We start from the raw sequence: 25,089 nt of genomic DNA on the forward strand, positions 1-25,089 counted from the left end.
TGTTATTCATTTTGTGCTCCTTTAAACGCCAGAGAGACCTTCAAACCACCTAATTCAGAGTCTGACAATGTCAGTGTGGCATCGTAAATCTCACAGATCTGCCTTACGATCGCCATCCCTAATCCTGCGCCCTTTTCTCCGCTTGGGTGTGAATCGCCTCCAACCCGATAAAAACGGTCAAATACACGGTCAATTTGGGCCTGAGTCATGCCTGGACCCGAATCTTGTATTTGCCATAAAACTTGGTGTGCATTGCGCGTGATATCAATGCGGATCTCTCCTTGCGGGGGTGTATATTTGATGGCATTGCTCAAAAGATTACCAAGTAAAGTTGAAAGGGTGAACTGACAGCCCAAAATGGAATGCGGCTCAGAGTGCAAACTGATCAGCTGCGCTTTATCAGCAATTTTATCATACATTTGTGCCACCAATTGCTGAGTCACGGCTTCTGTATCAATAGGGTCAAATTGCCTGCGCCATACCTGAGGTTCAGTTCGCGCCAGTGTCAGCATCTGCTCAACAATATGATTGAGCTGCTCTGTACTTTGCGTTATCCCCTTTAGACTGCTTTCAGTGGGACCCCCTGCCAGATTATGTAAATGAATTTTGAGTGCTGCAATGGGCGTTTTTAACTCATGTGCAGCATCAGAGGCAAAATATCTTTCCCGTAAATAAGCAGCTTCAACTTTAGCAAATAGCGCATTCATCATCGCTATCACTGGGGCCACTTCCCGATCCTGACTAAACGTATTTAATGCAGTAAAATCATCGGCTCGCCGTACCTTTAGTTCTGATGATAATTGAGTTAAAGGCCGGAGCGCACGATAGATATACCAAGCTATGAATACAGCCAGTATAGGCATGATGATCACTAACGGCATCATGGCCGACAGCACCAGACTTTCAGCCAGAGAAAAACGTTTATTTACGGGCTCGGCCACCAATACCACACGCTCTCTTCGCTCTATGACATAAGTACGTAGTCGCATCGCAGCAATATTCTGTGTTTGCCAACCTGATGAAAGGTCAACTCGAGACTCAGTATTACTAAGCCGCTCGCTTGCAGCAAGCAGCACGCCATGCTGCCAAATTTGAAAATAAATCTCCTGAGTGGGAATTGTCTGTGTGAGCTCTGTTTCCAAGAGTAACGTCGCCATTTCTCTAAGCTGTTCATCAAGTTGCTGTTCTGCTTTTTCCATACTGGCTTGATAGCCACTCAACAGCGCCCAGAAAGTTGACAGGATCAGACAGGAGACCAATATCAAAGTTAGCTTGCGATTAATGGAAATAGGCCGATGAACAGGGTGTAACGACACTCAACTACCCACTACATAACCGATACCTCGTAGCGTTTTAATAAACCCACTTGGTAGTTTTTTGCGCAAATGATGAATATGTACTTCTATGGCATTTGAGCCAAGTTCTTCGCCCCAATGATACAACTTGTCTTCCAACTGGCTCTTAGCCAAAACCCGTCCCTTGTTTTCCATTAGAGCTTTTAGCAACATGTATTCCTTGCGTGGTAGCTGCAAGGTTTGTTGTTCAAATTCAACATGGTGACTAGCAAGGTCAAGGGTAACCTGATCACAACTCAAACGACTGTCCTGCTGTTTTCCAAATCGTCTGGCAACAACTCTTAATCTGGCAAATAACTCTAGTGGCTCAAAAGGCTTTGCAAGATAATCATCAGCACCATGATCTAACCCAGCCACTTTATCGTCTAATTCATCCCGGGCAGTCAGGATCAATACACCTACCTGCTCTTTATGTTGTTTGAGTGCTTTAAGAACACTCAAACCATCATCATCAGGCAACCCCAAGTCGAGCACTACTAACTCGGGCAACACCACTTCAATTGATGCCAATGCGCCAGCGCAGCTGTCAACATGTTCGACAGCATACCCTTCTTTCTTCAGTGACTGGACGAGACCCTGTGCAAGCAGGGCATCATCTTCAACTAATAATAATCTCATTTTTTACGCTTTAACTTTTTCTCGACGAGCGCTAATAGCTCGGTCACTTCTGCCTGACGGTATAGATCCGCGTTTTCACGGCCAGGACGTTTCGGCGCAGCTTGCGCCCTCTGTAAGTGTAACAGAGCAGTGCTGTATTCGCGCTCATCATATAGGAATTGGGCATAAAAGTAATTGATATCCAAGCCGTATGGATTAATTGCTAATGACTGTTCAAACAATTCACGTGCTTTGCTGTCATCTCCAAACCCTATCGGCCACCCAGGCACCTGACTGTATAAGGTACCCAAGCTAGTCAGTGCAGAACCACTCAGCGCCTCACGGTCAATCGCTATCGCTTGTTCGAATTCGACTTTAGCTTGCTTCGCCAGCCCCAGCGCTCCCAACCCCCCTTTTGCGCCCGCATAACTGGACTGAATAATGCCATGCCAAATATGGCTTTCTGCATCATCCGGATAACTTGTCACAACCTTTTGACTGTCTTTGATCAGGGCTTTAAATGCTTTTTCCTGCGCATCATCTTTAAGCTCATAATTAACTTTAGCCCAACTCTGTTGTAACAGCGCTATGTCGTCTGCAAGCGCGGCATGGCTTTTAGCACAGAAAAATAGAACCACAGAAGCACCGAGTGCGATAAAAGTCGATTTCATAAAGAGTCCTCCAAACGTGAAGAGAATTTTGCGGATTGTGCCGCGAAATGCGCGCGGATAGTCGACCGCTGTTTAATAATACTGCCATCTACAAGTTCAGGCACAAAGCCATTGAGCCTGGCAAAAAACTTCTCAGGAAACCCAATCCCTTTGCGTTTAGCTTTGCTCTTCAGCAGCGCCATAAACTCATCCGCAACAAGCTGAGGACAATCCATTCTGTTACCAAGCTTTTTGTTCAATAAACGTACTGACTCGTCATTGATCGCGGTATCCGCAGCGCGTGGAGACAAGTACTTCACTGCAATTCGTCCATCCAATTCTCGAGACAAAGCCTCACTGAAACCACGTAATCCAAACTTGCTGGCACAATAAACACTCTGATAAGGAAACCCAATGGCACCCAACGCTGAGCCAATGTTTATCACTGTTCCTCGATTTGCCTCCAGTTGATCGAGCATCGCGTGCGTCAAACATGCAGGTGAAACCAAATTCACCTGTAGCTGCCGTGTTAATTCAGCCTGACTCATATCTTCAAAGGCGACCATCCGATTCACACCTGCATTGTTAACCAGCAGACTGGCATTGCCCATTAGAGCTGCCTGATGAGCAACTTGACAGGCACCTTCGGCATTATTCAGATCTACAGCAATGGCCTGATGCTCCGGCCCAAGTTGCGCGACCATCGCCTGTAATGGCGCTTTTTGACGTGCAACCAAAAGCAAGCGCCAGCCATCTTTAAGCAGACGGTGTGCAAACACTCGCCCCAGCCCACCCGTGGCGCCTGTGAGTACCGCTAATTTTTGAGATGTCATTAGCTTGCCTCCTTTACGAAAGACCCGACCTGAGTGTCAATAGCGTGAAAAATGGCGCCATACAGGCAATAAAATCGCTTTGCAGCATGAATAATCATTTGCTGTTCTTGTGGATCCTCTATGCGATTCATTAACCCTGCAAAGAAGTCGATATGTTCTAGGTCCAACGCACCGTGGGAAGTCAAATAACTAAAGGCTTTTTGAGGCAACCCCAGTTTGTTGCGAATTTGTGTTGCAGCTTTATCAGCCAACATGATTGAGGTACCTTCCAGCACATTGACCATCCCGAAAAAGCTCAATGGCGATATACGCTGGATGCTGTCGTAGGCATAACTCACCATCATTTCTGTCGCAAACCCCGGCTGACTATGACGAACGGCTTCTTTATCGAATCCACATGCCGCAATATCATTTAAGATCCACTCCTGATGACCCAGTTCCTCCTCGATATAGTGTGCAATAGCTTCTCGTAACCACTCCTTATCGTCACTCAATTGAGCTCCGCACGCCATCAAAAGTGGTACAGTGTGTTTAACGTGGTGATAAGCCTGCTCCAGGAATCCAACATACTGCTCAATGCAGATCTCACTTTCAAATACCGCTTTAAAAATCGGAGCGCTCAGTAAATATTCACGTTCAATTTGCGTTGCGCTCTGTAATGTCTCATAAAAATTACTCATGTACTTTTCTCCAATATCATCTTTGGCTGTTACGCCTGCAGCTCTGCGTTATCGCAGTAGAGCGCGGTTAATTCAGTGCGATAGTAACGTGCGATCACGTCACGTTTCGGCCGACCATTTGATGTCAGTAATTCATTACTTGTCGATAAGGGTTGAGCCAACCTGTGCCAGGTTCCGATCCTGGCGTAGTCAGGTAGTTGACTGTTTATTAAAGAGATGTGTTGTTCCAGTTGATCATCACTGAGCTGAGAGGCGGCATAAATCAAGGCCACAAGGTGCGTTTTCGCATCACCAAAAACCACAACCTGAGCTACTCCCGGTTGACTAAGTAGTAGCGCTTCTGGCCACTCCGGTGAAACATTTCGCCCAGAGCTGAGAATAAGTTGATTTTTAAGCCGCCCATAGATATCCAGTCCACTCTCTGTTTGCCTGATCAGGTCACCGGTTGCCAGCCAATGTTCAGGAGAATGTTCAGGTCCATTCAGATACCCTAAGTACAGGGGCCCTCTGAGGAAAAGCTGGCCTTGCTCTATCTTGTATTTAAGATGGGGGAGGACGTCTCCCACGCCCTCAGATAGTGGCGCAACTTTACTCAATGCAACGACGGAGCCAGCTTCGGATAAGCCATATCCCTGAAAGACTGGCAAACCGCTATTCCTGGCCTTAACGAGCAAGCTTTCATCGACCCGCGCTCCGCCAACTGCTATAAATACTAAACTCTCAGGAGCCTGCCACCCAGCTGAGCAGGCCGCTACAAGCAACTGCAACAACTCAGGCACCAAAATCAAAGTGTGTGGCTCGAATTGGCTAATACACATCAAAATCTTTTCTGGGTCTTGTAGCTGACTTCCCAGATAGCCAAGTGTGTTTAACGAAGGCGTAATCACCTGCCCGCCACTCAGAAGGGGAGCGTAGACACCAGCCACATTTTCCAACAACACAGCCAGCGGTAATAAACACAAGTGCTTTGGGTTCTCCAGTACCAATCGTTCACACAGGCTACTGGCAACTTGCTGCATAGTAAGGTCCGACAGACACACACCTTTCGGCGTGCCTGTCGAGCCTGAAGTAAACGTGATCTTGCGAGTGCCTGCAAAATATGCTGCTGGCTTGCTACTAAGCTGGTAGACATAAACAGTGCGACCACATACGTTAATCGTTTTACTCAAGACATTATCTGAATTCAACGTCTCGCTCAGTAACCAACTGGCACCAGATTCTAGCAACGCATGTTCACACTGTGCCCGGGTGAAGAATAACGGCAATGGCAGAGCAATTTTGTTGCTATCATTCAAAGCGAAATCAACGGCAATCCAGGCAGCTGAGTTATCCATTTGAAATGCAACACACTCTCCTTCAAGCTCTTCAAAGACACCGCTTAGTTCGTTGCTCGCCTGCTGCAACAAGTGCTTTGTCCATGTGCCATGTTCATCTTCAAGAATAACCTGTTGCTGGCTGTGTGGGGTCTTATCTAAAAACTTATGCATGACGTAGCCCCTCCAGCAAATATTCAGTTTCACTGCGGTACTGATTTGCATAACGTCTGAAAAGCGCTGTTTCCCGAATAAGCAGCTTTGCATCTGATAAAGCCACAACACACACTTTGGGTTGCTGCTGATAGTAAGAGCCATAGTCCGCTGCAACGGCGATATCGTCCGCAGCATCTGCAAGCACGTGTACAGGCACTTTTAGCAAAGACAGCAAAGCTCTAACCTGGCTGGTGGCAGCAAAGGTAAGGTAACGAACGCCATAGGCCGTGAGTGCCTGAGTGACAATGATAAAATGCAGCAAACTCGCTTTACGATTCGTCGAGACCAGATTGCCCAGCTCTGCTATCTCAAAGCGCATATGCTGACCTTTGAACTCTTGGCCAACAGAATGTGCCTGAATTGCCTGCTCAATATCTTGTCGCAAGTACTGCTCGACAAACAACTCATGTTTGCCAGCAAGCCTCAACCCCAAACAGCAATGACCGCATGTCAGCCGAAACTCACTCAATAGGGGGTAAAAATGTTTGATCTGCGCATCAAATGCTTTACGAAAACCTGCGTGAATATCGCTTTCTAACGCTGCTCGTAAAGAGGAGTTTTGCTCAGCCCAGCTCAATTGCAGGGGGGCAAATTCGGTTCCGAGATTTTGAACGAGGGCTGTCATACGCTGCTCCGTAATGTTAACTTAGGTGCAGGTTAAATTTAGAAAATTAAGACAACCTTAAGGATTGAAAATGGTCGATGTATGCTCGAATTAATGTACGTTTAGCTTGGCCAGATAGTCAGTCAACTGCTCAGCACTGACAGGCCGGCCAACATGGTAACCTTGCATTAGGGTGCAGCCCATCTCGGACAATACCTTTACCTGCTCAGCTGACTCAACTCCCTCAGCACAACAAGTAACATTGATATTTTTTGCCATCACTAATACAGATTTTATTAAACTCTGCGACTCCTCGTCGACCAGTCTAGATAGTAATCCCGGATCCAGCTTCAAGGCGTCGATTTTTAACTCATGTAACTGTCCAATACTCGTGTGGCTGGCATCAAAATCATCGATGGCAATTGTAAAGCCAGCCTGTTGCCAATGGTTTATCACGTTATCAGCCTCCGTACCCAGCAATGTGAGTTGCTGCTCCATTATTTCAATTTCGACTTGCCAGGGTTGCAATTGATGTTCAATCAGGCGCCTGTTCAGTTCGCTCAATGCCTCATCCTGTTGCAGTGTTTTCACAGACACATTGATACTCAGCCTGAGTTCAGGGATTGTTGCTTGCCAACTGGCAAAGTGCTTAAATGCTTGCTCCCAGAGTTTAGATTGCAATGCCATCAGGCAACCGACTTCGCTCACTTCATTGATAAATCGATTTGCTTCGACAAGCGTGCCTTCTTTATGCCACCGCGCCAACATCTCCACCTGCACAAGCCGACCATCTGATGCGCAGACAACAGGCTGAAAATGCGGTACAAACTTATCTGCCGCTAAAGCGTCTAAAATAGCCTGCTCCAGAGCCTGATTTTGCTCAGCTTCATCATCCAATTTAGAGCAGTAAAACTGCATCCCGCCTTTGCCCGACCTTTTTGCCCGATACATCGCGCTGTCAGCACGTTTCATCAGTAATTCAGCGTTATCGCCGTCGTCAGGATACAGCGCAACGCCGGCACTCAGCGCAGCCTGTACTTCAACGCCTTTGATCTCATACTGACCACACACGCCATCAAGCACTTTTTTAATCACGCTTCGTACATGACGTTTATCTTCAATGGCATCCAGCAACAATACAAATTCATCACCGCCCATCCGGGACACGGTATCGCATGCCCGAACAGAATCCGTTAATCGTTGTGCAATGTGTTTCAGGAGTAAATCGCCAAAATCATGTCCCAAAGAGTCATTGATTTTCTTAAATTTATTCAGATCCATAAACACAACCGCAAACTGATGGCGATTACGCAACGCCCGTTTACACGCCTGGATAAGCCTATCTTGAAGCAGCAAACGATTAGGCAACCCCGTCAGTGCATCATGGTGGGCCAGGTGGTTCATTTTGCGCTTGAGTGCCCTTGACTCAGTCACATCCTGAAAAATCATCACGGCACCAATGACTTTGCCTGAATTGTTGTATACCGGGGAACAGGAATCATCAATGGCAAACTCTAGCCCAAGGTGATTTCGAAAGCAGGTAGAATCCGGCAGGCTAACCGTTTGCTGACTGCGCATACACACGGCCATTTGATCTTCGATGGGTCCTTCACTCCCTTCATGATATAACGGCATCACCTCAGTAATGGGCTTACCTTTCACTTCTTCGGTAAGTAAGGCAAGTACCGCCTCAGCAACCGGATTCATAAAAATCACCCGACTATCAATATCGCAACATATTACACCATCACCGATGGAGCTAAGCGTCACTGCCAGCAGTTCGCTGTCTGTATCTGCCTGACCCAGATGAGGCGAAAGGTGTAAGTACCGGGCAAGGTGCAAATTGCGGTGCTCAGAGCTTTGTAACTCAAAAAGTCCTGTGACACGCTCACTGTGCGCGCTAACCAGGGTCAGTTTAATCACCTGACCAGGTTTTGGTTCCTCTAGCCAGGCTGCCAGCCGTGCCCAGCTATCTGGTTCCAGCAATTCATGCAGGTTATAGGCAAATAGCGCTTTGTGACTTTTAGCAAGCGCGGTTGTCAGCCCGTCACTCATACAAATCAGACTGGCATCAGAGCTAAACACAAATTCAAAGCCTGAGTTGGCCTGAAATGCTTCGAGGTAAAAGTGGTGTGCTTCATCATGACCATTATGGCGTCTCTGGTCCGATCGACGACTCAACCACCAAATCACGGTGCCAGCCATTGCTGCCATCAGGCCGCCGACGACTAGCGCCAGAATCATCGGGCTAGTTGTACCACCAGCTGAAGACGCAAGCACTGAAGTACTGTGAGGCGCAGCGCTCGCCTGCCACCCCACAACAGACAAACACAGGCTTACAAAATATTGCAAGGCAGAGGTTTTCACTCAGACTCCGGTCATCTATTAAATACAGCTCTTATCAAGCGTAGTCGCAATAACAAGACTTTGGTACTGCAACTGAAGTTTTTGAAGCCTTTGTTAATGATAGAGTTTAATGTTTTGGCAAAGACAAAAACTAAACGCTCAATTATGCTGATTTCTGGAATTTCGGCGATTTTTATTCTAGTGTCTTGAAAGCAGCCCGTAGACAGTGGAGTTTCGCATTGAGCGACGACAATATAGTAGACAGCTTCATTCGCGTTGCGCGTATCATTGCAAATCTTGACGCGATTTTGGCCGAAGCTAAAAACCTCTCTCTTACCGCCAAGAATGCCCGCGTGGTCGCGCTGAGAGCAGGTGATTCGGCCTCTGGCTTTAAACCCATTACAAACTTCATTGATGAGTTTTCGGAACAAACCATCAAGACCACTACGCATATCTCCACGCTATCTAATCAGCTGTTCAAAATTGCGCTCGAGGCAGTCCGAAGTACCCAGTTCGATATGCATGTTAATAATGCAGCAATGCTCGTCTCCACATCTCAAGTTGTTGCTTTGCAACATAAAGCAAAACAAGAGCGGCAATACCAGACCAAAAAACTGGAAATCGCTTTACAGGATCTGGAGAGCTTTTTTGAAGAGATCAATAAGCAAATGCGCAGTGCGGAATACATTGCCGTGACCAGCCGGGTTGAGGCATCAAACGCCGGAGAATTTAGCGACAGTCTACAGTCGGTCTCTGATTTTATTGCCAGTGCAGCCAAAACAATTAAGCAGTCAGTCACTGTAAACTTAAACGAAATCCATACTCTAAGAGGCGCCCTGCATTGAAAGCAACACAACTCCATCAGGCTCCGAGCCACTCCTGGTTGATGTTTGGCCGTGACGAAGGCAAACCAGAAAAGATCATTGATACTAACCAGTATCTGGTGAAAGGCACAGGGCAAGCAGTACTGCTTGACCCGGGAGGCACAGAGCTCTTTTCACCCATGTTGGCTGCCATCTTGCAACATATTGAGCTGGAAGAGCTTACCACCTTATTCGCCTCACATCAGGATCCCGACATCATATCCTCGCTGGGACTTTGGGATAAAGCCCTGCCAGATGCCACACTGCATGCGCCCTGGCTGTGGGAAGGGTTTATCCGCCACTTTGGTATGAGCAATATCAAATACCAGGGGATCAAAGACGAAGGCGGCGAAATCCGTCTGAATGACATCAGCCTGAAACTCGTCCCGGCACACTATCTGCATTCATCAGGTAATTTTCATGTGTATGACCCACTGGCAAAAATACTGATGAGTGGTGATGTAGGTGCGGCGCTGGAAAAAACCAACGCTCCAATATTTGTGGACGATTTTGCGGCTCACGTTAAGCATATGGAGTATTTCCATCGTCGCTGGATGCCATCCAATCGCGCTAAAGCAAACTGGATAGCCCGCGTGAGAGAGCTCGACATCGACATTATGGCACCTCAGCATGGTCGCTTGTTCAAAGGCGAAGCGGTCGCTGAATTTCTTGAGTGGTTTGCAAAACTGGACGTGGGCATAGCCAGTTGAGGCTTACTTATCACTCCACACCGCCAATTCATTGCCACTGGGCTCAATAAAATGAAATCGCCTGCCACCGGGGAAGCTAAATATCGCTTTATTGATGGTAGCACCAGCCTGCTCTATGGCTTGCTGTGTTTGTACTAAATCATCACTGTACAATACCAGTAGCGGGGCACCTTGCGCCTGGCTGGCTGAGAGATCGCTTTGGAAAAAGCCCCCCTCCAGCCCAGACTCACTAAACGCAACGTACTGCGGACCGTATGACTGAAATTGCCAACCAAAAACCGATTCGAAAAATGCCTGCGTCGCCGGTAAATCAGAAGCAGCAAACTCTACATAGTTAAGCGTATGGTGTTTCATCGTCCTTCCTTTTTTATTATTGTCTCGGCATTCAATGTGCGTTCACCTGCACCTGATAAAAACCGATAACATATTGAACTGAATCGGCTCCATATTAGCGCTGAGGCGTGATAGAGTGCCAGATAAATTAGCATATTGATGATGAATATCTTGTTTCGCATACTCTTAATAGGTTTGCTCATGACCCTCACAGCCCCAAGCTATAGTGCTCAATCGGCACCTGAATTACGTACCCTGATCGGCCAAAAATTAATGCTCGATTTACGATACTTTTGTCAACAAGGCAAAGGGGCAAAATGTCGGGAGCCAATGACTACCCTGCCACCGGAGCTCAAGCAGATACTGCATGACTATCAGATTGGCGGCGTGATCCTGTTTGCCGAAAATGTACGGGAAATTGAACAAATAGTCGCACTGACGCAGCAGATCCACCATGCAACAGAGCAACCTCCCTTTATCGCCATTGATCAGGAAGGTGGTCGGGTTGCCAGAATTAATCGTGCTGAGGCCACCTCCTTCACTGGCAACATGAGCATAGGAGCCAGCTACGCTCAGCATGGTACACGCTATGCGCAGGAGGTTGCGTCAGTCATAGGTAAAGAGCTGTCCGTGCTTGGGATCAATGTCAATTTCGCGCCAACCGTTGATGTCAACGCCAATCCGGATAACCCGGTCATTAATGTCAGGTCATTTGGCGAAGATCCACACATAGTGGCAAAACTGGGTGCCGCACAAGTCAAAGCATTCGAGCAACAGGGGGTGATATCTGCCATCAAGCATTTTCCGGGGCATGGTGATACCAATGTCGACAGTCACACCGGCTTACCCCGCGTAAATCATCGCCTGGAACAGATACAGCAGCAAGACATTGCGCCGTTTGCCAGCATCATCAAACACCACGCACCGGGTATGATAATGACGGCGCACATCCAGTACCCAGCGCTGGATAGTACAGAAATACTCAACAAACGTAATGAAAAAATGCTGCGCCCGGCGACGATGTCACGCAAAATTATGCATGACCTATTAAGAGAAGAGTTGGGCTATCAGGGTGTCACCATCACAGATGCACTGGATATGGCCGGGATCAGTGACTTTTTCGAGCCCGAGCAGGCCGTCATAGAGATCTTTGCTGCGGGTGTAGACATCGCCCTGATGCCTTTTGCGATACGCAGCACAGAGGATATCAGCGCATTCAGACAATTTATGGATGCACTTTATCAACAAGCCACAGCGCAACTGAGCATCTCTGAACTAAGGACATCTAACCTGAGAATACAAACGCTCAAAGCCCGTTTTTTAGCACAAAAGCGTCAGCTGTCCTCGGCTATAGCTCAGTCTGTACTGGGGAATCCACAGCATCGTAAACTGGAGGCTGAGCTGGCACTGGCGGCCATAACACAAGTGAAGAATCACCAGCTGTTACCACTGGCACCCCGAGCAAATCAGCGAATTCATGTGATTATGCCGGACAAACAAAAAGCAACGGCTCTGAAACAAGCCTTGTTAGCTCATGCAACTCATCCGCTCACGGTTACTCTGTCCAGTTTACAAGGATTCGACCCTGCCCGGGCAGAAGCAGATATAAAAAATGCAGACTTCGTCATTGCCGGTCATGCCACGCCCGCGCAAAGCGCAGTAGAAATTGGTGGAATGGAAGACCTGGCTACACTGTCGCAGTTTTCTCTGGCAGCCAAGGCCCAGCCTGACGCATTACAAGGTTTATTACGGTTTGCTCAGTCTCAGCACAAACCAAGCGTGTTCATCAGTTTGCGTGCCCCCTATGAAATCACCCGGTTTGCCCCTTACAGCCAGGCTGTACTGGCAAGTTATGCCTATAATGTTGACGTTGAAACCGCCAGTGAAGTCAGCGGACCGGCGTATACCGCGCTTGCCAAAGTCATCTTAGGTCATGAAAAAGCCAAAGGAACACTCCCCGTTACCATAGACAAACAGGCAGATTAATCGTAGCTGCCTATAATATTGAGTGAGATGTTGTTGAATCAGCCTGTTACCTGATGAGGACATGTATGGACCCAAAGGCATCACTCACTGCACCTAACGCTATTCGCGCTATGATCCGGGCCGGGGACTATTCCGGCCCAACTAACGGCTTTGTTCCCGGCTTCGCCCAGTGTAATGTTCTGATCCTGCCTGAAGCCTATGCGTTTGAATTTATGACTTACTGTCATCACAACGCTGACTGCTGCCCTTTGTTAGCAAGCAGTATTTCACCAGGGTGTTATCATCTCGACCAGTTAGGTCAGGACATTGATATTCGTACCGATATTCCGCGCTATCGGATCCTAAAACACGGCCAGCTTACTGAGGAAGTCTCAGATATCAAACAGCTATGGCGAGACGACCTGGTCACTTTTGCACTAGCCAGTTACCTCGCCTTTGACAATGTGCTCAACTCCTTCGGTATATCCAGTCCACTGGCCAACCCAACGCACTCCTTACCTATGTATATCAGTAATATAGAGAGTAACCAGGTGGGGCCATTTAGTGGCAATAAAGTAGTCTGCATGCGCCCAATGAGTAAACCTGAGTTGATCAAAGCCATTCAGGCGGGTTCAGTCAGCCGGGTACCACATGGCATCCCTCTGCACTTCGGTGAAGCAAGCGACATCGGCATTAACAACCTGAATAAACCAAACTTTGGTGAACCGCTTCCCATAGCCAACGATAAACTTCCCGTCTTCTGGACAACCAGTCTCACAGCTCACCTTGCAATTACCCGGGCAGCCCCTGAGCTGTGTATTATCAATAGCCCACAACATCTGTTGGTTACGGACAAAGCTGATTTAAACCTGGTCATCAGCTGACACACTCCAGCCTGGTTTTGTAACTATGATCAGAAGACGTGAACTTGATTGGACGTGAAGCCCTAACCCTGACGCTGCAATCCATGTTAAGGTCTGAAAAAACCCAAAATAAGAGTATTCTATGCTACTAAATTGCGATCTGGGCGAAAGCTACGGTGCCTGGAAAATGGGACTGGACAGCCATGTTATGCCGCACATTGATCTGGCCAATATTGCCTGCGGCTTCCATGCAGGCGACCCGACTGTAATGGCAAACACACTCGCACTGGCCAAAGCACATCATGTCGGTATTGGTGCCCACCCAGGTTATCCCGATCTGCAAGGGTTCGGACGTCGCTCCATAACCCTGAGTAACACCGAACTGCGTAACACACTGCATTACCAAATTGCGGCGCTGGAGGGAATGGCGCGAGTGCAGGGGATGACTTTGAGCTATGTAAAACCTCATGGCGCCTTGTATAACGACATGATGCGCGACGAAGCGACGCTTCTTCAGGTGATCCAAACGCTCTCCGAGTACCCTGCTAAGCTCAAACTAATGCTGCTAGCAACGGCTGAGCAAGCGCATCATACACGCCTTGCGGAGCAATTTGGCGTAGAGTTACTATTTGAAGCCTTTGCTGACAGACTTTACACAGATCAAGGGCAACTTAGCCCGCGAACTCTACCCAATGCGGTCCACGACGAGGCAAACGTACTGGCACAGGTAAAGCAACTGCTGGCCCATGGCACAGTAACCACAGCAAGTGGTCAGACTTTGCCACTCAAAGCAGACACCCTCTGTGTGCACGGCGACAACATGGACAGCATTAATCAAATCGTCACTATCAGAAAATTACTCCAAACCCAATAACATCGAACAATAAAAGGATTTCACCATGATTGACACTTCCCGCCTGCTACTGCGGCCATTAACGCCTTCTGACTGGCCATTTTTTTTGCGCCTTCATCAGCTCCCTCAAGTAATGCGCTTTATTCGCGACTTGCCTGAGCAAAATGAAGTCCGCGCGCAATTTGACCGTCGACTCATCAACTGGCGCAAAGAGAGCGGGGAGTGGCTTACATTAGTGATTGAAGAGCGAGAAACCGGCAATCCCGCAGGACTTCATGGCTTCTTATCCAACTGGACACCCTATCAGCAGGCTGAGCTTGGGTTTATGCTTGCCCCTGAGCATCAGGGTAAGGGGTATGCAAAAGAGTCGACCAGCGCCATTATCGATTTTGCCTTTAATCAATGCGGCTATCACAAACTGACAGCAACCATCACCGAAGGCAATGAGGCATCATTTAACTTACTAACCGGTCTGGGGTTTGAGCATGAAGGTACACTTAAAGACAACTACATTATCGGCGGGCAATGGTGTAACGACCAAAAGCTGGGCTTAATTGCAACACGCTAAATACAACGATGCAGCCGGCCTAAAGTAAACCGGCTGCATCGTTTTTATCGATCACGTTAGAATGGTCCGGTGGTGATTTGTGGTGTTTGCCACAAGCTAGACCAAACAAAATTGCCGTGCACATAGTAAATATGATCGCCATGCAGAACACCCCGATCATCACCTGCCCAGATATACGGAGATACTTCAACGTCGGGTTGCTGCTGCGGCACACTACTGCCCATATACTGTAGCTTAGGCGTTTCGCCTGTATGTACTTCAAATGCAGCCAGTTCGTTACGCTTATACCAGTTTACAGTGTTGTCACTGTCATTCTCTGTAAGCCAGCTTTCCACAGGTAAAGTCATTCTGAATACCTGATCACTGTGTTTTAAGTAACTAAAAGCATGATAGTCGAATTCAACCGGGCTAAACCCGCCACTAAACACTTTTTCATCAACCAGTGACGGCGCGCTAATGTCGCTCACATCGAACAAGCTTACTTTGGCCCCAACTTCATCATCAACTTCCAAAGGCCCGTCCAAAAACCAGTCCTGAACATTTTGGCCGATGCCGATGAGTAAGTCTTCCGACACCGGATGGAGGTATGCAGAATAGCCAGGTATTTCTAATGCGCCCGTGATTTTAGGGTCATTTTTGTTTGCTAAATCCAGCACATATAAAGGATCAATCTGACGAAAGGTTACGATGTAAGCTTTGTCACCGAAAAAACGCACTGCATAGATATCTTCTTCAACCAGACCATTTTCAGACACTTTTCCGATGGGCGTAGTGCGTGTTTCATTTGGTAGCTGGCTGATCACAGTCAGGTCGTCACCTGTATTTTCCAGCAGATAGAGCCTGTGCAGTCTGCCATTTTCTTCCGTAAAGCGTGACGTCACCACGCGCAAGACTCCTTCATGCTCACTGAATCTCAGGTTACGATTACTACTACCTAAGCGCCCAGCCACTTTGCCCGAAGCAGCATAATTTACAGCATCTTCTGCCAGGTTAAACTGGTGGATCACTGTCTGTATCGAGTCATTAAATGTGACTTCTTCAGACTCATAATAATAGCCGTAGAGATACACATTGTTCTGAGACATATAGATCCCCTCAGTGCGACTGGCGATACAAGTTGTCGTTAGCGAACCCGGATCGCTCAGTGACACACGAGTCACAGATGTAATGCGGTGATAACCATTCAGCTCTGATGCTTCATCTGGCATATAGCAGGTCGCCGGGTCGACCAGAGGTCGCTCAGTACCAGTTTTAAGATCCGTCACTTTAGGCAATAACTCAGCGATATCTGTCTCGGTGATTTTTTGATAATTCGCTAATTCCAGATCCTCGCCATCTTGCGCAAATCCGTCAAAACTCGCAGAAAACTCACTGATCAAATAGAGTGAATCACCAATAACACGAGAATCAATCAATTCGCCGTCGAAGCGGAGCTGGTGCGTGATATTTCCCTGCGAAGGATCTTTGACATCAGCCAACGTGAGAGCAAAATCACGCGAGTATAAATAGGGCATGGATGTGTCCACGACATCTGATGCTACAGCAGGCTCAATGAAAAAACCGAATTTGTCATTACTCAGCACCACGGCTAGACTACCCTCTTGTAGGTATAGTTGCTGCCTTGCGTAATAATCTGTGCTGGTCACCAAAGTATTGGATGACCCCAACTCACCACTTTCTTCGCGTTTTAAGATCCGCACAGACTGTTTGTGCTCTCCTTCAGCGGCCTGAAAATCTGCTGTATTTGCAATATACAAATGTGCACCGTCATATTTAACTCTGTCGCTTTCATCAACCGCTTGCTCCTGAACATTAGTGGACGAATACTCAGGTGTTGCAGCATCCGCAACTGGCGAATCGGCCACCTCATCGCTATCCTGGTGTGCTGTCGTACCTTGAACCAGGTAAACACCATTTTTAAGGTAAGTTGAAAAGTCTGACGCATTTGCCTTGCGCAACTTTTTGGCGCTGGCCTCGCCGGTAGACAAATCAGGCACTTTGTCGGGGGGTTGTATACCACCATTACCTGGATCCGGGGTGGAAGTATTGCTGTCACTCCCTCCGCCACATGCGCTGAGCAGCGCTAAAGTAAGCGCAGCAACACAAAACTTTTGCTGGGTAGAATTTAACATTGGCTGTCTCCTTGGGATTAAGTATGTACATAACCTTACTCGAATGCCAAAGAGTTGCTGTTACTACTGCGGTTTGAAATGTTATTTAATGTAACTCTTTCTGGCAATTAGTAATTTTATTGGTAAAGTACAGATGTTCAGGGTAGGAGTGGGTGAAAAAAGTGAAACGTCTGTCAGGTGTGATTGGCTCAGTGTTGTTTAGTGGTATGGCTTTGGCCAACTGTGATACCCATCCCGAAAACTGCATTGAAGTATCGCAATGGGAGATTTCCGTCGCGCTAGGGGCAGGTGTTGCAACTAACCCTTTAAAAGATAGCGACCATTCCCCTCTGATCGTATTACCCTATGTGCGCTATTACAGCGACCGGTTTTTTCTCGATAACACAGCTATCGGTTACACCTTTTTTGACCATCGTGCATTTGATGTTAGCTGGATTGCTGAGCTCAATTCTGAACAAGCTTTCTTTAGCCGCTCCCGACCCGGTACGTTATTGCGCTCAAATACGCTTTCCCCGGACATCAGCGAACGGATTAACCTACCCCAAACTGATATCAATTCCGGTGACAATGGTGCCGGTGCAGACGGGGGGGACAACGTTAATCCGCCCAATGAGGTCAGTGTCCAAGTCCCTCTCACCGACGTTGAGCAAAATTCAGAACAGCCTCAACAACCTTCTTTAACCTTTGATGATCTGGCAAAAAGAAAATGGGCGATCGACAGTGGTATATTGGCGCACTGGTACATCTCTGAACAACAAAAGCTAACAGTAAAATTACTGCACGATGTAAGGGGAATTTATAACGGGTTTCACGGCTCAGTGGGGTATAGTTACAAATTGCCATTTGGTGACCCCAAATATGCTCAATTCCAGTTTAAGGTGGGCGTCGACTACAAGGACGCAAAGTTAGGTAGTTATTACTACGGCATTACTGAGAGAGATACCGAACTTACTCACTTTCGTTACCAGGTCGAGAGCACTTTCAATCCTTATATTGGCATAGCATATAACCACAAACTGAGCGACAGCTGGCAATTTAAATTCACCGCAAAACATCAATGGCTTGGCTCAAGTATCGCAAACAGTCCTATCGTCGATGAAGATTATACAACCTCTGTCTTCATTGGAGGCTTGTATGCATTTTAACTGTGCCCTGTACAGCTTGTCAGTTGGGGCATTTATGTGGTGCACGTTTTCAGTGCAAGCCACCTCAGAGCCTCCCCCGCTGTTCGAGATAAAACCGCTGGTCTGTATGGTAAAAACGCAAGGACAAACCTGTCAGATGACCATTCGGGTTAATTGGCATCACGCCGTACCGGAAAACCTATGCCTGTATCAGGCGAATGCGCGCTTACACTGCTGGGAGAGCAGCAACAAAGGAACAGCCAAGCTAGCTGTCAAACTGGCACAAAACATGGAGTTTAGTTTGAGGGATACAAATCAAAATACGCTCGCCAAAAAGACTGTCAAAGTCAATGCTGTTGTCAGCACTAAGTATCGCAGGAAACTTAAAACAGATTGGAGTTTATTCTAATGACCAAAGTCATACTGGTAGAAGATGATGAGAGACTGGCGCAGCTCACCGGACAGTTTTTACAAAGTAACAATTATGATGTAACCCTGGTACACGATGGGGCACTCGCACCAGAGAAAATCATCAGTGAGCAACCTGATGTAGTGATTCTGGATATTATGCTACCCAATCTTGATGGCTTCGAAATATGCCGCCGGATCAGACCAGACTACCCAGGGCCTGTGCTATTTCTGACCGCTAAAGACAGTGATTTTGACCATGTCAGAGGCCTTGAAATTGGTGCCGATGACTATGTAATCAAGCCAGTTGAACCATACGTTTTGCTCGCCAGACTCAACGCACTCCTGCGCCGTCAGGGTAAACAAAATGACAGCAAGGATCAATTAACACTCGGCCAGCTGCGCATCGATAAAGCCGCACGTAAAACCTATCTGAGTGAACAGGAAATTGACCTGACAAGTTATGAATTTGATCTGCTGTGGGAACTGGCCCGAAACGCTGGTGATACCCTAAGCCGGGAGCACATATATAACCAGGTTGTGGGCAGACCTTATGACGGACTGGACCGTAGCGTCGATGTCAGGATTTCCCGACTGCGCAAAAAACTCAATGACAACCTGGAACAACCCTACCGGTTAATCACAGTTTGGGGGAAAGGATATTTGTGCTCTAAATCAGCCTGGGACTAATACGCGATGCTGCGTTTACTTGTCAGCCTCTATATTGTGGTATTTGCGAGTATCATTGCGATTAACCTAGGCAGTGAGACGATATGGCGAAACTGGGTGGAGCAAGCACCTGATGATTTGCGTCACGCGACTCAGGTTGCTAAGAACTACCAGCAGGCACTCACTTACCTGCAGAAACATGAGCTAGACTCCTACCTCAGAGCACAACCGCAGCTGAGCGTATTTTCATATGAAGATGTCGCTTGGTTACCCGAACAATTGACGGCGCTTAAGCAAGGCGAAATCATTACCTCCTTTGATGATGAAGGTAACGCCCTGCTACTTTTTGTTGTTAACGACAGTACCTCTGTCATTCAGCTCGGTCCATTTGCTCCTGCAAAATCAGCTAAAGTGAAGCAATACACCATCAAATTGCTCTCTTATTCCGTGCTGGCACTGTTGCTAGTCATATGGTTAAGACCGCTGTGGATTGACCTGGTACAACTCAAGCGTACATCCGAGAAACTCGCATCAGGCTCACTCGACCTGACACCAACCAGATCGCGATTTTCAGCCATCTACACCTTGACTCAGCAAATTGAAAGAATGGCGTTGAAAACGGCCAGCCTGATGAGCAACCAAAAACAACTGGTCAATGCCGTGTCCCATGAACTAAGAACCCCACTGGCACGTTTAAAGTTTGCCCTGGCTATGTTGGCACCAAAAGCACCGGAGCAGGTTTCAGCAATGGAAGAAGACGTCACCGAAATGGAAGTACTGATTGACGAGATGCTCAGCTATGCACGACTGGAGTTTGCCAATCAGCAACTGCACATGCAGCAATGTGATCTGGCACCGCTGATACTGGATCAGCTCGAAAAACTTGCCCGAACAACTAGCAAAAACCTGGTGACAGACATTATCAGTGATGTCCCGGTTGAATGCGATCCACATCAGTTAACCCGGGTCATACAAAACCTGTTACAGAACGCTGATAAATATGGTCAAAGTACCATTCGGGTCACCTTGAGAAGACAGCACAATATGGCTGTTTTTATGGTTGAAGATGATGGCCCCGGCATTCCTGAATCAAAGCGTGAACAGGTCTTCCAGCCGTTCTCCAGACTCGACAAGAGTCGTAACAAAGATACAGGCGGATTTGGTTTAGGCCTTGCCATTGTCAGCAAAATATTGTCATGGCACCACACTGACTGCCAGATTGATGATTCTGAGTTGGGTGGCGCCCGCTTTACGCTCAGGCTGCCACTTGTAGCCTAGCAAACAGGCTAATTAGAATTTAACGGAGCCACGCATCGCTTTGGTTTGCGCCCGCTTATTTTTGCTATCAAGTCGCTTTCGCTGCGAGCTTCGGGTAGGTTTGGTTGCCCGGCGCTTTTTTTCTACTTTCGTTGCACTGAGGATCAGCGCCTTCAACCTGGCCAATGCATCCTCACGGTTCTGCTCCTGGGTACGAAAACTCTGCGCTTTAATAACGATCACACCTTCTTTACTGATACGGCTATCCTGCAAAGCCAGCAATCGCTCTTTGTAAAACGGAGGTAGGGTTGAACGCTGAATATCAAACCGCAGATGAATGGCAGAAGATACCTTGTTGACATTTTGGCCACCCGCACCTTGCGCTCTGATCGCTGATAATTCAATTTCCCAGGCTGCCAACTCGACATGATTTGATAACTTTAACATAGTGACTACGACTCGTTACTCTGGGGGCTATCATAACAAGTCGCATATACGTTCGTCTATCTGGACGCACCAAGGCGACTTGCAATCGCAGGGGACACTCTAGCTGCCCGACAAGCAGGAGCCAGGGTTGCTGCCTGACCCAGTAACATCATGCATACCCCGCCCAGGGCAAAAAATTCAGCGGGCACCGTCGCCAATTCAAACCAGTTACTAAACTGCATATTCAGTATTATCGCCGCAACACATCCAAGTGCTACGCCAAACAAAGTAAGCAGTGCATTTTCTAACATAAAATAGCCCACAATCTGCCCTTGTTGCGCGCCAAGTGCACGGCGAATGCCAATTTGTCGAACACGTCGGGTGACAGCAAAACGTGCCTGACCAAATATGCCAAGGGCAGTAACCAAGGATAAACAACCTACGACCCAAAGCAAGGTCATACTCGCCGCATACTCAGCCTGATAACTTTGCTGTTTAACTTCAGTAAAAGTCATCAACTCTTCAATCTTCCGACCATGTCGCGCATTAAATAATCCGCCGTATTCGCCATCGCCTGAGCCTGTTGGCCCGGTGCGCTGCGCACCAGGTAATAAACGTATTCACTGGTTTCTATCACAGGGGCTAGCACGCTGTGTTCTACGACCACCCAAAAGCTCCATGCAGCCTGCAAACTTTTCACTACACCACGAACCTGCTGAGGCCGTTTATCAATATAAATCGTCTTCCCTACTGCCTGGCGCCAGTCATCCGGATACAATGACTGTGCGAGCGCCTGTGTAATGATGATCTCCGTCGCGACACGAAATCCGTCCGTATCTGCATAAAGCGGGGATTGAGTAAAGCCCTCCCCGGCAACCAGCGTCAGTCCCATCGTCTCTAACAGGGCATTATCACCCCCATAGTATCCACTGAACGTATCGTAGTCTCCATCGGCCTGAGTCGCGACTTCCAAAAAGCGCCCCCACCCAGTTAGCGGAACACCTGAAGTGACAGACGCATTAATAACGCCAGATAACTCTTTTAAAGCCAGCAAGTCTTGCTCAATATCCGCTGCTCTGGCAGCGGCATCGCCGGGTAAGTTGGTGAGAACAAAAAAGGTATTTTGCTCATCCAATCCACTTGGCCGGGATAGTAAACCTTGCTTTTGCAATGCCATATAAGCGGCATTCACCAGGATCATAAAGGTGACGGCAATTTGCAATACAAACAGCATCGGTGCGGTCCGACTGTGATTCAGCGTTTTGAGAATAGGTAGCAAGTCTCTCATAAGTTGTCCCTCACACACTGTTTAACTGGCTGGCAGGCTCTATCCGACTGGCTCTAAAGACAGGAAAAAGACCAAAAAACACACTGGCTGATATCGCCACCAACGGCGTCAACACCAGAATATACAAGTCCATTTGCATCAAATCGCTGCTCAAGTGCTGATATGCACGACTGCAAATTATGAGACCCAATTGGGCCAGCACCAAGCCCAGAGCACCGCCAAATATCCCCATCAACACAGTTTCAACACTAAACTGAATAAAAACCTGTTGCCTGCTCGCCCCCACTGCACGGCGTAACCCAATCTCACCAGCCTTGCCATGAAACTTTGCCATCATAAGGTTGGTGCTGTTCAATAAACACAGCAATAGAAAACACAATGACAACCCGAGCGCCACCCGGTTATCGTCAGAAATAGCTTCGCGATCGGCCAGGTATTCAGTTGGTGTGCTCAGCTTATTGACAATTTTGCGCTGAAAACGTCCCAGCACACGCTGCTCCTGAACGTAGGAATAGAGGAACTCTTCATAAGCACGACGTTGATTGGCATCTTGTAGTTCCACCCAAAAGTAAACCCAGACACATTCAGATGCCAACAGCGCTTCGAACGAGCTGTCTTGCGGATCGCGCCAGCATTCAAAAGGCTGTAAGTTTGCAGACCAAAGGGCGTTACGCACCTGGGTTTCAAATGGAATGAACACATCTCTTGGCTTGCGAAAAGCATGCATAGCTTCGCCATAAAAGCGCGGCAAGATTGGCCAGGTGTCCAACACACCGATTACGCGATACTCCAGTGCGCCCAGCGTAATAGACTGACCAACCGAGTTCTGACCATTAAACAGCCGTTGATTAACATCAGCACTGATAACAGCCACTTGCTCCCCTCGTCTATCGGCCTCAGCAGACCAGGCAGTACCAAACTTCATGGGGGCGTTAAAGGCACTGAAGAAGTCCCGACTGGTAGAACGCACCAATGCTGTTTTCGCGTTAGAGTCTGGTTGCCCCGACAGCTTCAACTGATCCCGGTAACCACTAATGGGAATGTGCGACTGGGCACGGTTCGCTCGCCATAAGTTTTGTACGTCCTGAAAAGTAAGATAAGGCGGTACCCGCTCTTCTTCACCTTGACTATAATAGGCTTTTTCCGGGCCCCAGCTGTTGAGCTGCACCAAAAACAAGGTATCTGCCTTGCCTGGCACAGGCTCTTGGTTCATCATGTAATTGATGGTGTAGGTGGTCATCGTCGCAGCAATACCGACCGCAATGGTGACCACAATTAAGGAACTTAATAGTGGAGTCTGTTTGAAGCTTATCCAGGCCAGTTTGAAATAATATCTCATCAGCATGCTTCCTCCACCTTGTTAACCCCGAGAATAGCGCCGGGTTAGCACGATCATCGTTGTGATCACGCCTTCGCATTGATTAAATTACTGAACTACTCGCACACGCTCTGCACTATTAAACATGCGCGTATCAGAAATGATGACCGTATCACCCACAGCTAGCCCTGACAGTATCTCTACCTGTCCGAGACTTTTCGATCCCAAACTTATGGACTTTTTCACCGCACTACCTTCGTCCAGTACGTAGGCGTATTTGCCGCTGTATGCATCTACAAACTGACCTCTGGGCAAATACGTTACGCCAGACTTTTCCTCCAGCACAATACGACTGGTTAAACGTTGATTTTGTCTCAGGCCGGTGATCTCTGATTCCTTAAAGCGGATCTTGCCTTCAACCTGGCCTCGCACTATCTCGGGTGATATTGCAGTGAGCTCGCCTTCATAAGCACGACCATTTAAAGTAATTTGAGCAGGCATTCCCAAAGCCAGATCATCGGCATAATTCTCTGGAATATTGACCTCAACCTCGTAGTGGGACAAATCCACCACACTCAGCAACGGCTGATTTTTCACCACTGTATTTTTCTGATCGACACTCAGGTTACCCACAATGCCGTTAACCGGGGAACGTATTTCCAGTGAGGCCACCCGCCTCTTCAGTTCGTCCACCAAAACCTGCTGAGCTTGCAATTCAATGGCGCGTGTCTGGATCTCAAATTTCTGGCTTTCCTTCAGCAAAGCAACCTCTTTAACCGCCAGGCGATGTTCTCGCTGTGCGTTTTCCAGTTCATCTTTTGCTTTTTGGTAATCTATATCGCTGACTACCTGATTCTTTTTACCTTCTTCATTGCGGCGCATTTCACGCTTTGCCGCATTCAGCGCCACGATTGCTTTACCCAGGTAATTCTCCTGAGCAAGATCCTGCTTCTTTGCCTGAATTTTTTCTCGCTCTAGTTGAGTACTGAGACGCGTTAACTCTGCCAGTTCCTGGGCGAGCAAGCTTTTCAGCTCAGGGCTGTCTATCTGCGCCAATGGCTGACTCATTTCTACCGAGTCTCCGGCAGTCACCAAATAAGTGACTGTACCTTCTGCCGGACTGTATAATGTAGGACGTCGTGACGCTATCACACGGCCTTGAACAGAAATATCCCGAACGAATTCACCACGACGTACTTCCGCCACATGAATGTTTTCCATTCTCACGGCGCTCTCTCCACTTGCCCAGGCAAGTATCTGAGGAACAACAAAATATAATGAAATAAATACACCAGCGATAAGCAGGAAATAGAGTTTGTAGTTGTGTTTTTTCTCTAGTTGGCTGTCCTGAGCGCTGGTATCGTCGATATACTGCATGCACTACGTCCTTGAAACTAAAAAGTGTTGATCAATACCAGGCTCTGAAAATAGCAAAACTCCATCTAAATGTCACCAACAATAAACATTTTATTAATACTTTAATCAGTTTGAAAATTAATCTGGGTACATTATTGCTCTTAGTTGGCTAATTTTTGCGCCAAACAACTCTATTTGTAGCGGGAACAGGTAAGCTTGTTAAGTGGATAAACTGAAAAGAGGAGCGGAAAGCGCGGCCTCCATGCCGCCGCAAGTGCTTGGGAATAACTGTAAATACTGCATAATCATATTCTAACCTGGACGCCACCTCCTATTTCGTTCAGTTTGGGTCGAATAAATTT

At 47.6% G+C, this 25,089-nt stretch carries 25 protein-coding genes; 10 read left to right on the top strand and 15 right to left on the bottom strand.

Annotated elements, in window-relative coordinates:
- Window positions 1–2: 2 nt before the first annotated feature.
- From IY568_RS16710 to IY568_RS16745, 8 genes are all read right to left on the bottom strand, one after another.
- On the bottom strand, window positions 3–1,316 hold the full coding sequence (locus IY568_RS16710; RefSeq protein ID WP_323744754.1) for an ATP-binding protein: 1,314 nt from the start codon (window positions 1,314–1,316) through the stop codon (window positions 3–5).
- Window positions 1,317–1,973, bottom strand: a complete 657-nt coding sequence (locus IY568_RS16715) for a response regulator (RefSeq protein WP_125562660.1) — start codon at window positions 1,971–1,973, stop codon at window positions 1,317–1,319.
- A complete protein-coding gene (locus IY568_RS16720) occupies window positions 1,970–2,623 on the bottom strand; it encodes a tetratricopeptide repeat protein (RefSeq protein ID WP_194868167.1) in 654 nt (217 codons plus the stop codon). Before IY568_RS16720 ends, IY568_RS16715 begins: the two co-directional genes overlap by 4 nt.
- On the bottom strand, window positions 2,620–3,435 hold the full coding sequence (locus IY568_RS16725; protein WP_194868168.1) for an SDR family oxidoreductase: 816 nt from the start codon (window positions 3,433–3,435) through the stop codon (window positions 2,620–2,622). The genes IY568_RS16720 and IY568_RS16725 overlap by 4 nt, the downstream gene beginning before the upstream one ends.
- On the bottom strand, window positions 3,435–4,115 hold the full coding sequence (locus IY568_RS16730) for a TenA family transcriptional regulator (protein ID WP_194868169.1): 681 nt from the start codon (window positions 4,113–4,115) through the stop codon (window positions 3,435–3,437). Before IY568_RS16730 ends, IY568_RS16725 begins: the two co-directional genes overlap by 1 nt.
- A 29-nt stretch (window positions 4,116–4,144) precedes the next feature.
- Complete coding sequence (locus IY568_RS16735; protein WP_194868170.1) at window positions 4,145–5,602, bottom strand: AMP-binding protein; 1,458 nt, start codon at window positions 5,600–5,602, stop codon at window positions 4,145–4,147.
- The gene (locus IY568_RS16740) at window positions 5,595–6,269 is read right to left on the bottom strand and encodes a thermostable hemolysin (RefSeq protein ID WP_125562650.1); all 675 of its coding nucleotides are present in this window, start codon (window positions 6,267–6,269) and stop codon (window positions 5,595–5,597) included. Before IY568_RS16740 ends, IY568_RS16735 begins: the two co-directional genes overlap by 8 nt.
- 90 nt (window positions 6,270–6,359) lie before the next feature.
- The gene (locus IY568_RS16745) at window positions 6,360–8,615 is read right to left on the bottom strand and encodes a putative bifunctional diguanylate cyclase/phosphodiesterase (protein WP_194868171.1); all 2,256 of its coding nucleotides are present in this window, start codon (window positions 8,613–8,615) and stop codon (window positions 6,360–6,362) included.
- A gap of 218 nt (window positions 8,616–8,833) precedes the next feature.
- Between IY568_RS16745 and IY568_RS16750 the strand changes: the two genes are divergently transcribed.
- Together IY568_RS16750 and IY568_RS16755 are read left to right on the top strand one after the other, a co-directional pair.
- On the top strand, window positions 8,834–9,439 hold the full coding sequence (locus IY568_RS16750; RefSeq protein ID WP_125562646.1) for a chemotaxis protein: 606 nt from the start codon (window positions 8,834–8,836) through the stop codon (window positions 9,437–9,439).
- Window positions 9,436–10,167: an MBL fold metallo-hydrolase gene (locus tag IY568_RS16755; protein ID WP_125562644.1), complete on the top strand. Its 732-nt coding sequence runs from the start codon at window positions 9,436–9,438 to the stop codon at window positions 10,165–10,167. Before IY568_RS16750 ends, IY568_RS16755 begins: the two co-directional genes overlap by 4 nt.
- A gap of 3 nt (window positions 10,168–10,170) precedes the next feature.
- On the opposite strand, the gene IY568_RS16760 is transcribed toward IY568_RS16755, so the two are convergent.
- A complete protein-coding gene (locus IY568_RS16760) occupies window positions 10,171–10,521 on the bottom strand; it encodes a VOC family protein (RefSeq protein ID WP_138538397.1) in 351 nt (116 codons plus the stop codon).
- Between the two features lie 180 nt (window positions 10,522–10,701).
- Between IY568_RS16760 and IY568_RS16765 the strand changes: the two genes are divergently transcribed.
- The 4 genes from IY568_RS16765 to IY568_RS16780 all read left to right on the top strand — a co-directional run bounded on the left by IY568_RS16765 (window position 10,702) and on the right by IY568_RS16780 (window position 14,749).
- Window positions 10,702–12,486 (top strand): glycoside hydrolase family 3 protein, encoded by a 1,785-nt coding sequence (locus tag IY568_RS16765; protein WP_194868172.1) that lies wholly within the window; start codon window positions 10,702–10,704, stop codon window positions 12,484–12,486.
- A gap of 65 nt (window positions 12,487–12,551) precedes the next feature.
- Window positions 12,552–13,349 carry a D-glutamate cyclase family protein gene (locus IY568_RS16770; RefSeq protein WP_125562638.1) on the top strand — a complete coding sequence of 266 codons (798 nt, stop codon included), beginning with the start codon at window positions 12,552–12,554 and terminating at the stop codon, window positions 13,347–13,349.
- A 121-nt stretch (window positions 13,350–13,470) separates the two neighbouring features.
- On the top strand, window positions 13,471–14,202 hold the full coding sequence (locus IY568_RS16775) for a 5-oxoprolinase subunit PxpA (protein WP_194868173.1): 732 nt from the start codon (window positions 13,471–13,473) through the stop codon (window positions 14,200–14,202).
- A gap of 25 nt (window positions 14,203–14,227) precedes the next feature.
- Window positions 14,228–14,749 carry a GNAT family N-acetyltransferase gene (locus tag IY568_RS16780; protein WP_194868174.1) on the top strand — a complete coding sequence of 174 codons (522 nt, stop codon included), beginning with the start codon at window positions 14,228–14,230 and terminating at the stop codon, window positions 14,747–14,749.
- A 56-nt stretch (window positions 14,750–14,805) separates the two neighbouring features.
- Here the strand turns inward: IY568_RS16780 and IY568_RS16785 are convergent, their stop codons facing one another.
- Window positions 14,806–16,881: a beta-propeller domain-containing protein gene (locus IY568_RS16785; RefSeq protein WP_125562632.1), complete on the bottom strand. Its 2,076-nt coding sequence runs from the start codon at window positions 16,879–16,881 to the stop codon at window positions 14,806–14,808.
- A 152-nt stretch (window positions 16,882–17,033) separates the two neighbouring features.
- Between IY568_RS16785 and IY568_RS16790 the strand changes: the two genes are divergently transcribed.
- From IY568_RS16790 to IY568_RS16805, 4 genes are read left to right on the top strand one after another with little or no spacing between them, the layout of a single operon-like run.
- Complete coding sequence (locus tag IY568_RS16790) at window positions 17,034–18,026, top strand: MipA/OmpV family protein (protein WP_194868175.1); 993 nt, start codon at window positions 17,034–17,036, stop codon at window positions 18,024–18,026.
- Window positions 18,016–18,414 carry a DUF3019 domain-containing protein gene (locus tag IY568_RS16795; protein ID WP_171045070.1) on the top strand — a complete coding sequence of 133 codons (399 nt, stop codon included), beginning with the start codon at window positions 18,016–18,018 and terminating at the stop codon, window positions 18,412–18,414. Before IY568_RS16790 ends, IY568_RS16795 begins: the two co-directional genes overlap by 11 nt.
- Window positions 18,414–19,103, top strand: a complete 690-nt coding sequence (locus IY568_RS16800) for a response regulator (protein ID WP_125562625.1) — start codon at window positions 18,414–18,416, stop codon at window positions 19,101–19,103. The genes IY568_RS16795 and IY568_RS16800 overlap by 1 nt, the downstream gene beginning before the upstream one ends.
- A 6-nt stretch (window positions 19,104–19,109) precedes the next feature.
- Window positions 19,110–20,360: an ATP-binding protein gene (locus IY568_RS16805; RefSeq protein WP_125562623.1), complete on the top strand. Its 1,251-nt coding sequence runs from the start codon at window positions 19,110–19,112 to the stop codon at window positions 20,358–20,360.
- Window positions 20,361–20,372: 12 nt separating this feature from the next.
- Here the strand turns inward: IY568_RS16805 and arfB are convergent, their stop codons facing one another.
- From arfB to IY568_RS16830, 5 genes are all read right to left on the bottom strand, one after another.
- Window positions 20,373–20,786, bottom strand: a complete 414-nt coding sequence (gene arfB, locus IY568_RS16810) for an alternative ribosome rescue aminoacyl-tRNA hydrolase ArfB (RefSeq protein WP_049863493.1) — start codon at window positions 20,784–20,786, stop codon at window positions 20,373–20,375.
- A gap of 56 nt (window positions 20,787–20,842) precedes the next feature.
- Window positions 20,843–21,280: an ABC transporter permease gene (locus tag IY568_RS16815; protein WP_194868176.1), complete on the bottom strand. Its 438-nt coding sequence runs from the start codon at window positions 21,278–21,280 to the stop codon at window positions 20,843–20,845.
- A complete protein-coding gene (locus IY568_RS16820) occupies window positions 21,280–22,053 on the bottom strand; it encodes an ABC transporter permease (RefSeq protein ID WP_194868177.1) in 774 nt (257 codons plus the stop codon). The genes IY568_RS16815 and IY568_RS16820 overlap by 1 nt, the downstream gene beginning before the upstream one ends.
- Before the next feature lie 10 nt (window positions 22,054–22,063).
- Complete coding sequence (locus IY568_RS16825) at window positions 22,064–23,392, bottom strand: ABC transporter permease (protein ID WP_228553408.1); 1,329 nt, start codon at window positions 23,390–23,392, stop codon at window positions 22,064–22,066.
- A gap of 87 nt (window positions 23,393–23,479) precedes the next feature.
- Window positions 23,480–24,748: an efflux RND transporter periplasmic adaptor subunit gene (locus IY568_RS16830; RefSeq protein ID WP_125562617.1), complete on the bottom strand. Its 1,269-nt coding sequence runs from the start codon at window positions 24,746–24,748 to the stop codon at window positions 23,480–23,482.
- Window positions 24,749–25,089: the final 341 nt, after the last annotated feature.

Origin of the sequence: Pseudoalteromonas sp. PPB1 (assembly GCF_015356275.1) — a bacterium.
GTDB lineage: Bacteria > Pseudomonadota > Gammaproteobacteria > Enterobacterales > Alteromonadaceae > Pseudoalteromonas > Pseudoalteromonas rubra_D.

What these genes read in the sequence shown, in the direction of transcription:
- IY568_RS16815 (WP_194868176.1), bottom strand. Translation starts at nt 21,280, where the DNA reads ATGACTTTTACTGAAGTTAAACAGCAAAGTTATCAGGCTGAGTATGCG.
- IY568_RS16805 (WP_125562623.1), top strand. Translation starts at nt 19,110, where the DNA reads ATGCTGCGTTTACTTGTCAGCCTCTATATTGTGGTATTTGCGAGTATC.
- IY568_RS16795 (WP_171045070.1), top strand. Translation starts at nt 18,016, where the DNA reads ATGCATTTTAACTGTGCCCTGTACAGCTTGTCAGTTGGGGCATTTATG.
- IY568_RS16780 (WP_194868174.1), top strand. Translation starts at nt 14,228, where the DNA reads ATGATTGACACTTCCCGCCTGCTACTGCGGCCATTAACGCCTTCTGAC.
- IY568_RS16830 (WP_125562617.1), bottom strand. Translation starts at nt 24,748, where the DNA reads ATGCAGTATATCGACGATACCAGCGCTCAGGACAGCCAACTAGAGAAA.
- IY568_RS16825 (WP_228553408.1), bottom strand. Translation starts at nt 23,392, where the DNA reads ATGAGATATTATTTCAAACTGGCCTGGATAAGCTTCAAACAGACTCCA.
- IY568_RS16725 (WP_194868168.1), bottom strand. Translation starts at nt 3,435, where the DNA reads ATGACATCTCAAAAATTAGCGGTACTCACAGGCGCCACGGGTGGGCTG.
- IY568_RS16765 (WP_194868172.1), top strand. Translation starts at nt 10,702, where the DNA reads ATGACCCTCACAGCCCCAAGCTATAGTGCTCAATCGGCACCTGAATTA.
- IY568_RS16730 (WP_194868169.1), bottom strand. Translation starts at nt 4,115, where the DNA reads ATGAGTAATTTTTATGAGACATTACAGAGCGCAACGCAAATTGAACGT.
- IY568_RS16720 (WP_194868167.1), bottom strand. Translation starts at nt 2,623, where the DNA reads ATGAAATCGACTTTTATCGCACTCGGTGCTTCTGTGGTTCTATTTTTC.
- arfB (WP_049863493.1), bottom strand. Translation starts at nt 20,786, where the DNA reads ATGTTAAAGTTATCAAATCATGTCGAGTTGGCAGCCTGGGAAATTGAA.
- IY568_RS16800 (WP_125562625.1), top strand. Translation starts at nt 18,414, where the DNA reads ATGACCAAAGTCATACTGGTAGAAGATGATGAGAGACTGGCGCAGCTC.
- IY568_RS16770 (WP_125562638.1), top strand. Translation starts at nt 12,552, where the DNA reads ATGGACCCAAAGGCATCACTCACTGCACCTAACGCTATTCGCGCTATG.
- IY568_RS16715 (WP_125562660.1), bottom strand. Translation starts at nt 1,973, where the DNA reads ATGAGATTATTATTAGTTGAAGATGATGCCCTGCTTGCACAGGGTCTC.
- IY568_RS16785 (WP_125562632.1), bottom strand. Translation starts at nt 16,881, where the DNA reads ATGTTAAATTCTACCCAGCAAAAGTTTTGTGTTGCTGCGCTTACTTTA.
- IY568_RS16735 (WP_194868170.1), bottom strand. Translation starts at nt 5,602, where the DNA reads ATGCATAAGTTTTTAGATAAGACCCCACACAGCCAGCAACAGGTTATT.
- IY568_RS16775 (WP_194868173.1), top strand. Translation starts at nt 13,471, where the DNA reads ATGCTACTAAATTGCGATCTGGGCGAAAGCTACGGTGCCTGGAAAATG.
- IY568_RS16740 (WP_125562650.1), bottom strand. Translation starts at nt 6,269, where the DNA reads ATGACAGCCCTCGTTCAAAATCTCGGAACCGAATTTGCCCCCCTGCAA.
- IY568_RS16820 (WP_194868177.1), bottom strand. Translation starts at nt 22,053, where the DNA reads ATGAGAGACTTGCTACCTATTCTCAAAACGCTGAATCACAGTCGGACC.
- IY568_RS16760 (WP_138538397.1), bottom strand. Translation starts at nt 10,521, where the DNA reads ATGAAACACCATACGCTTAACTATGTAGAGTTTGCTGCTTCTGATTTA.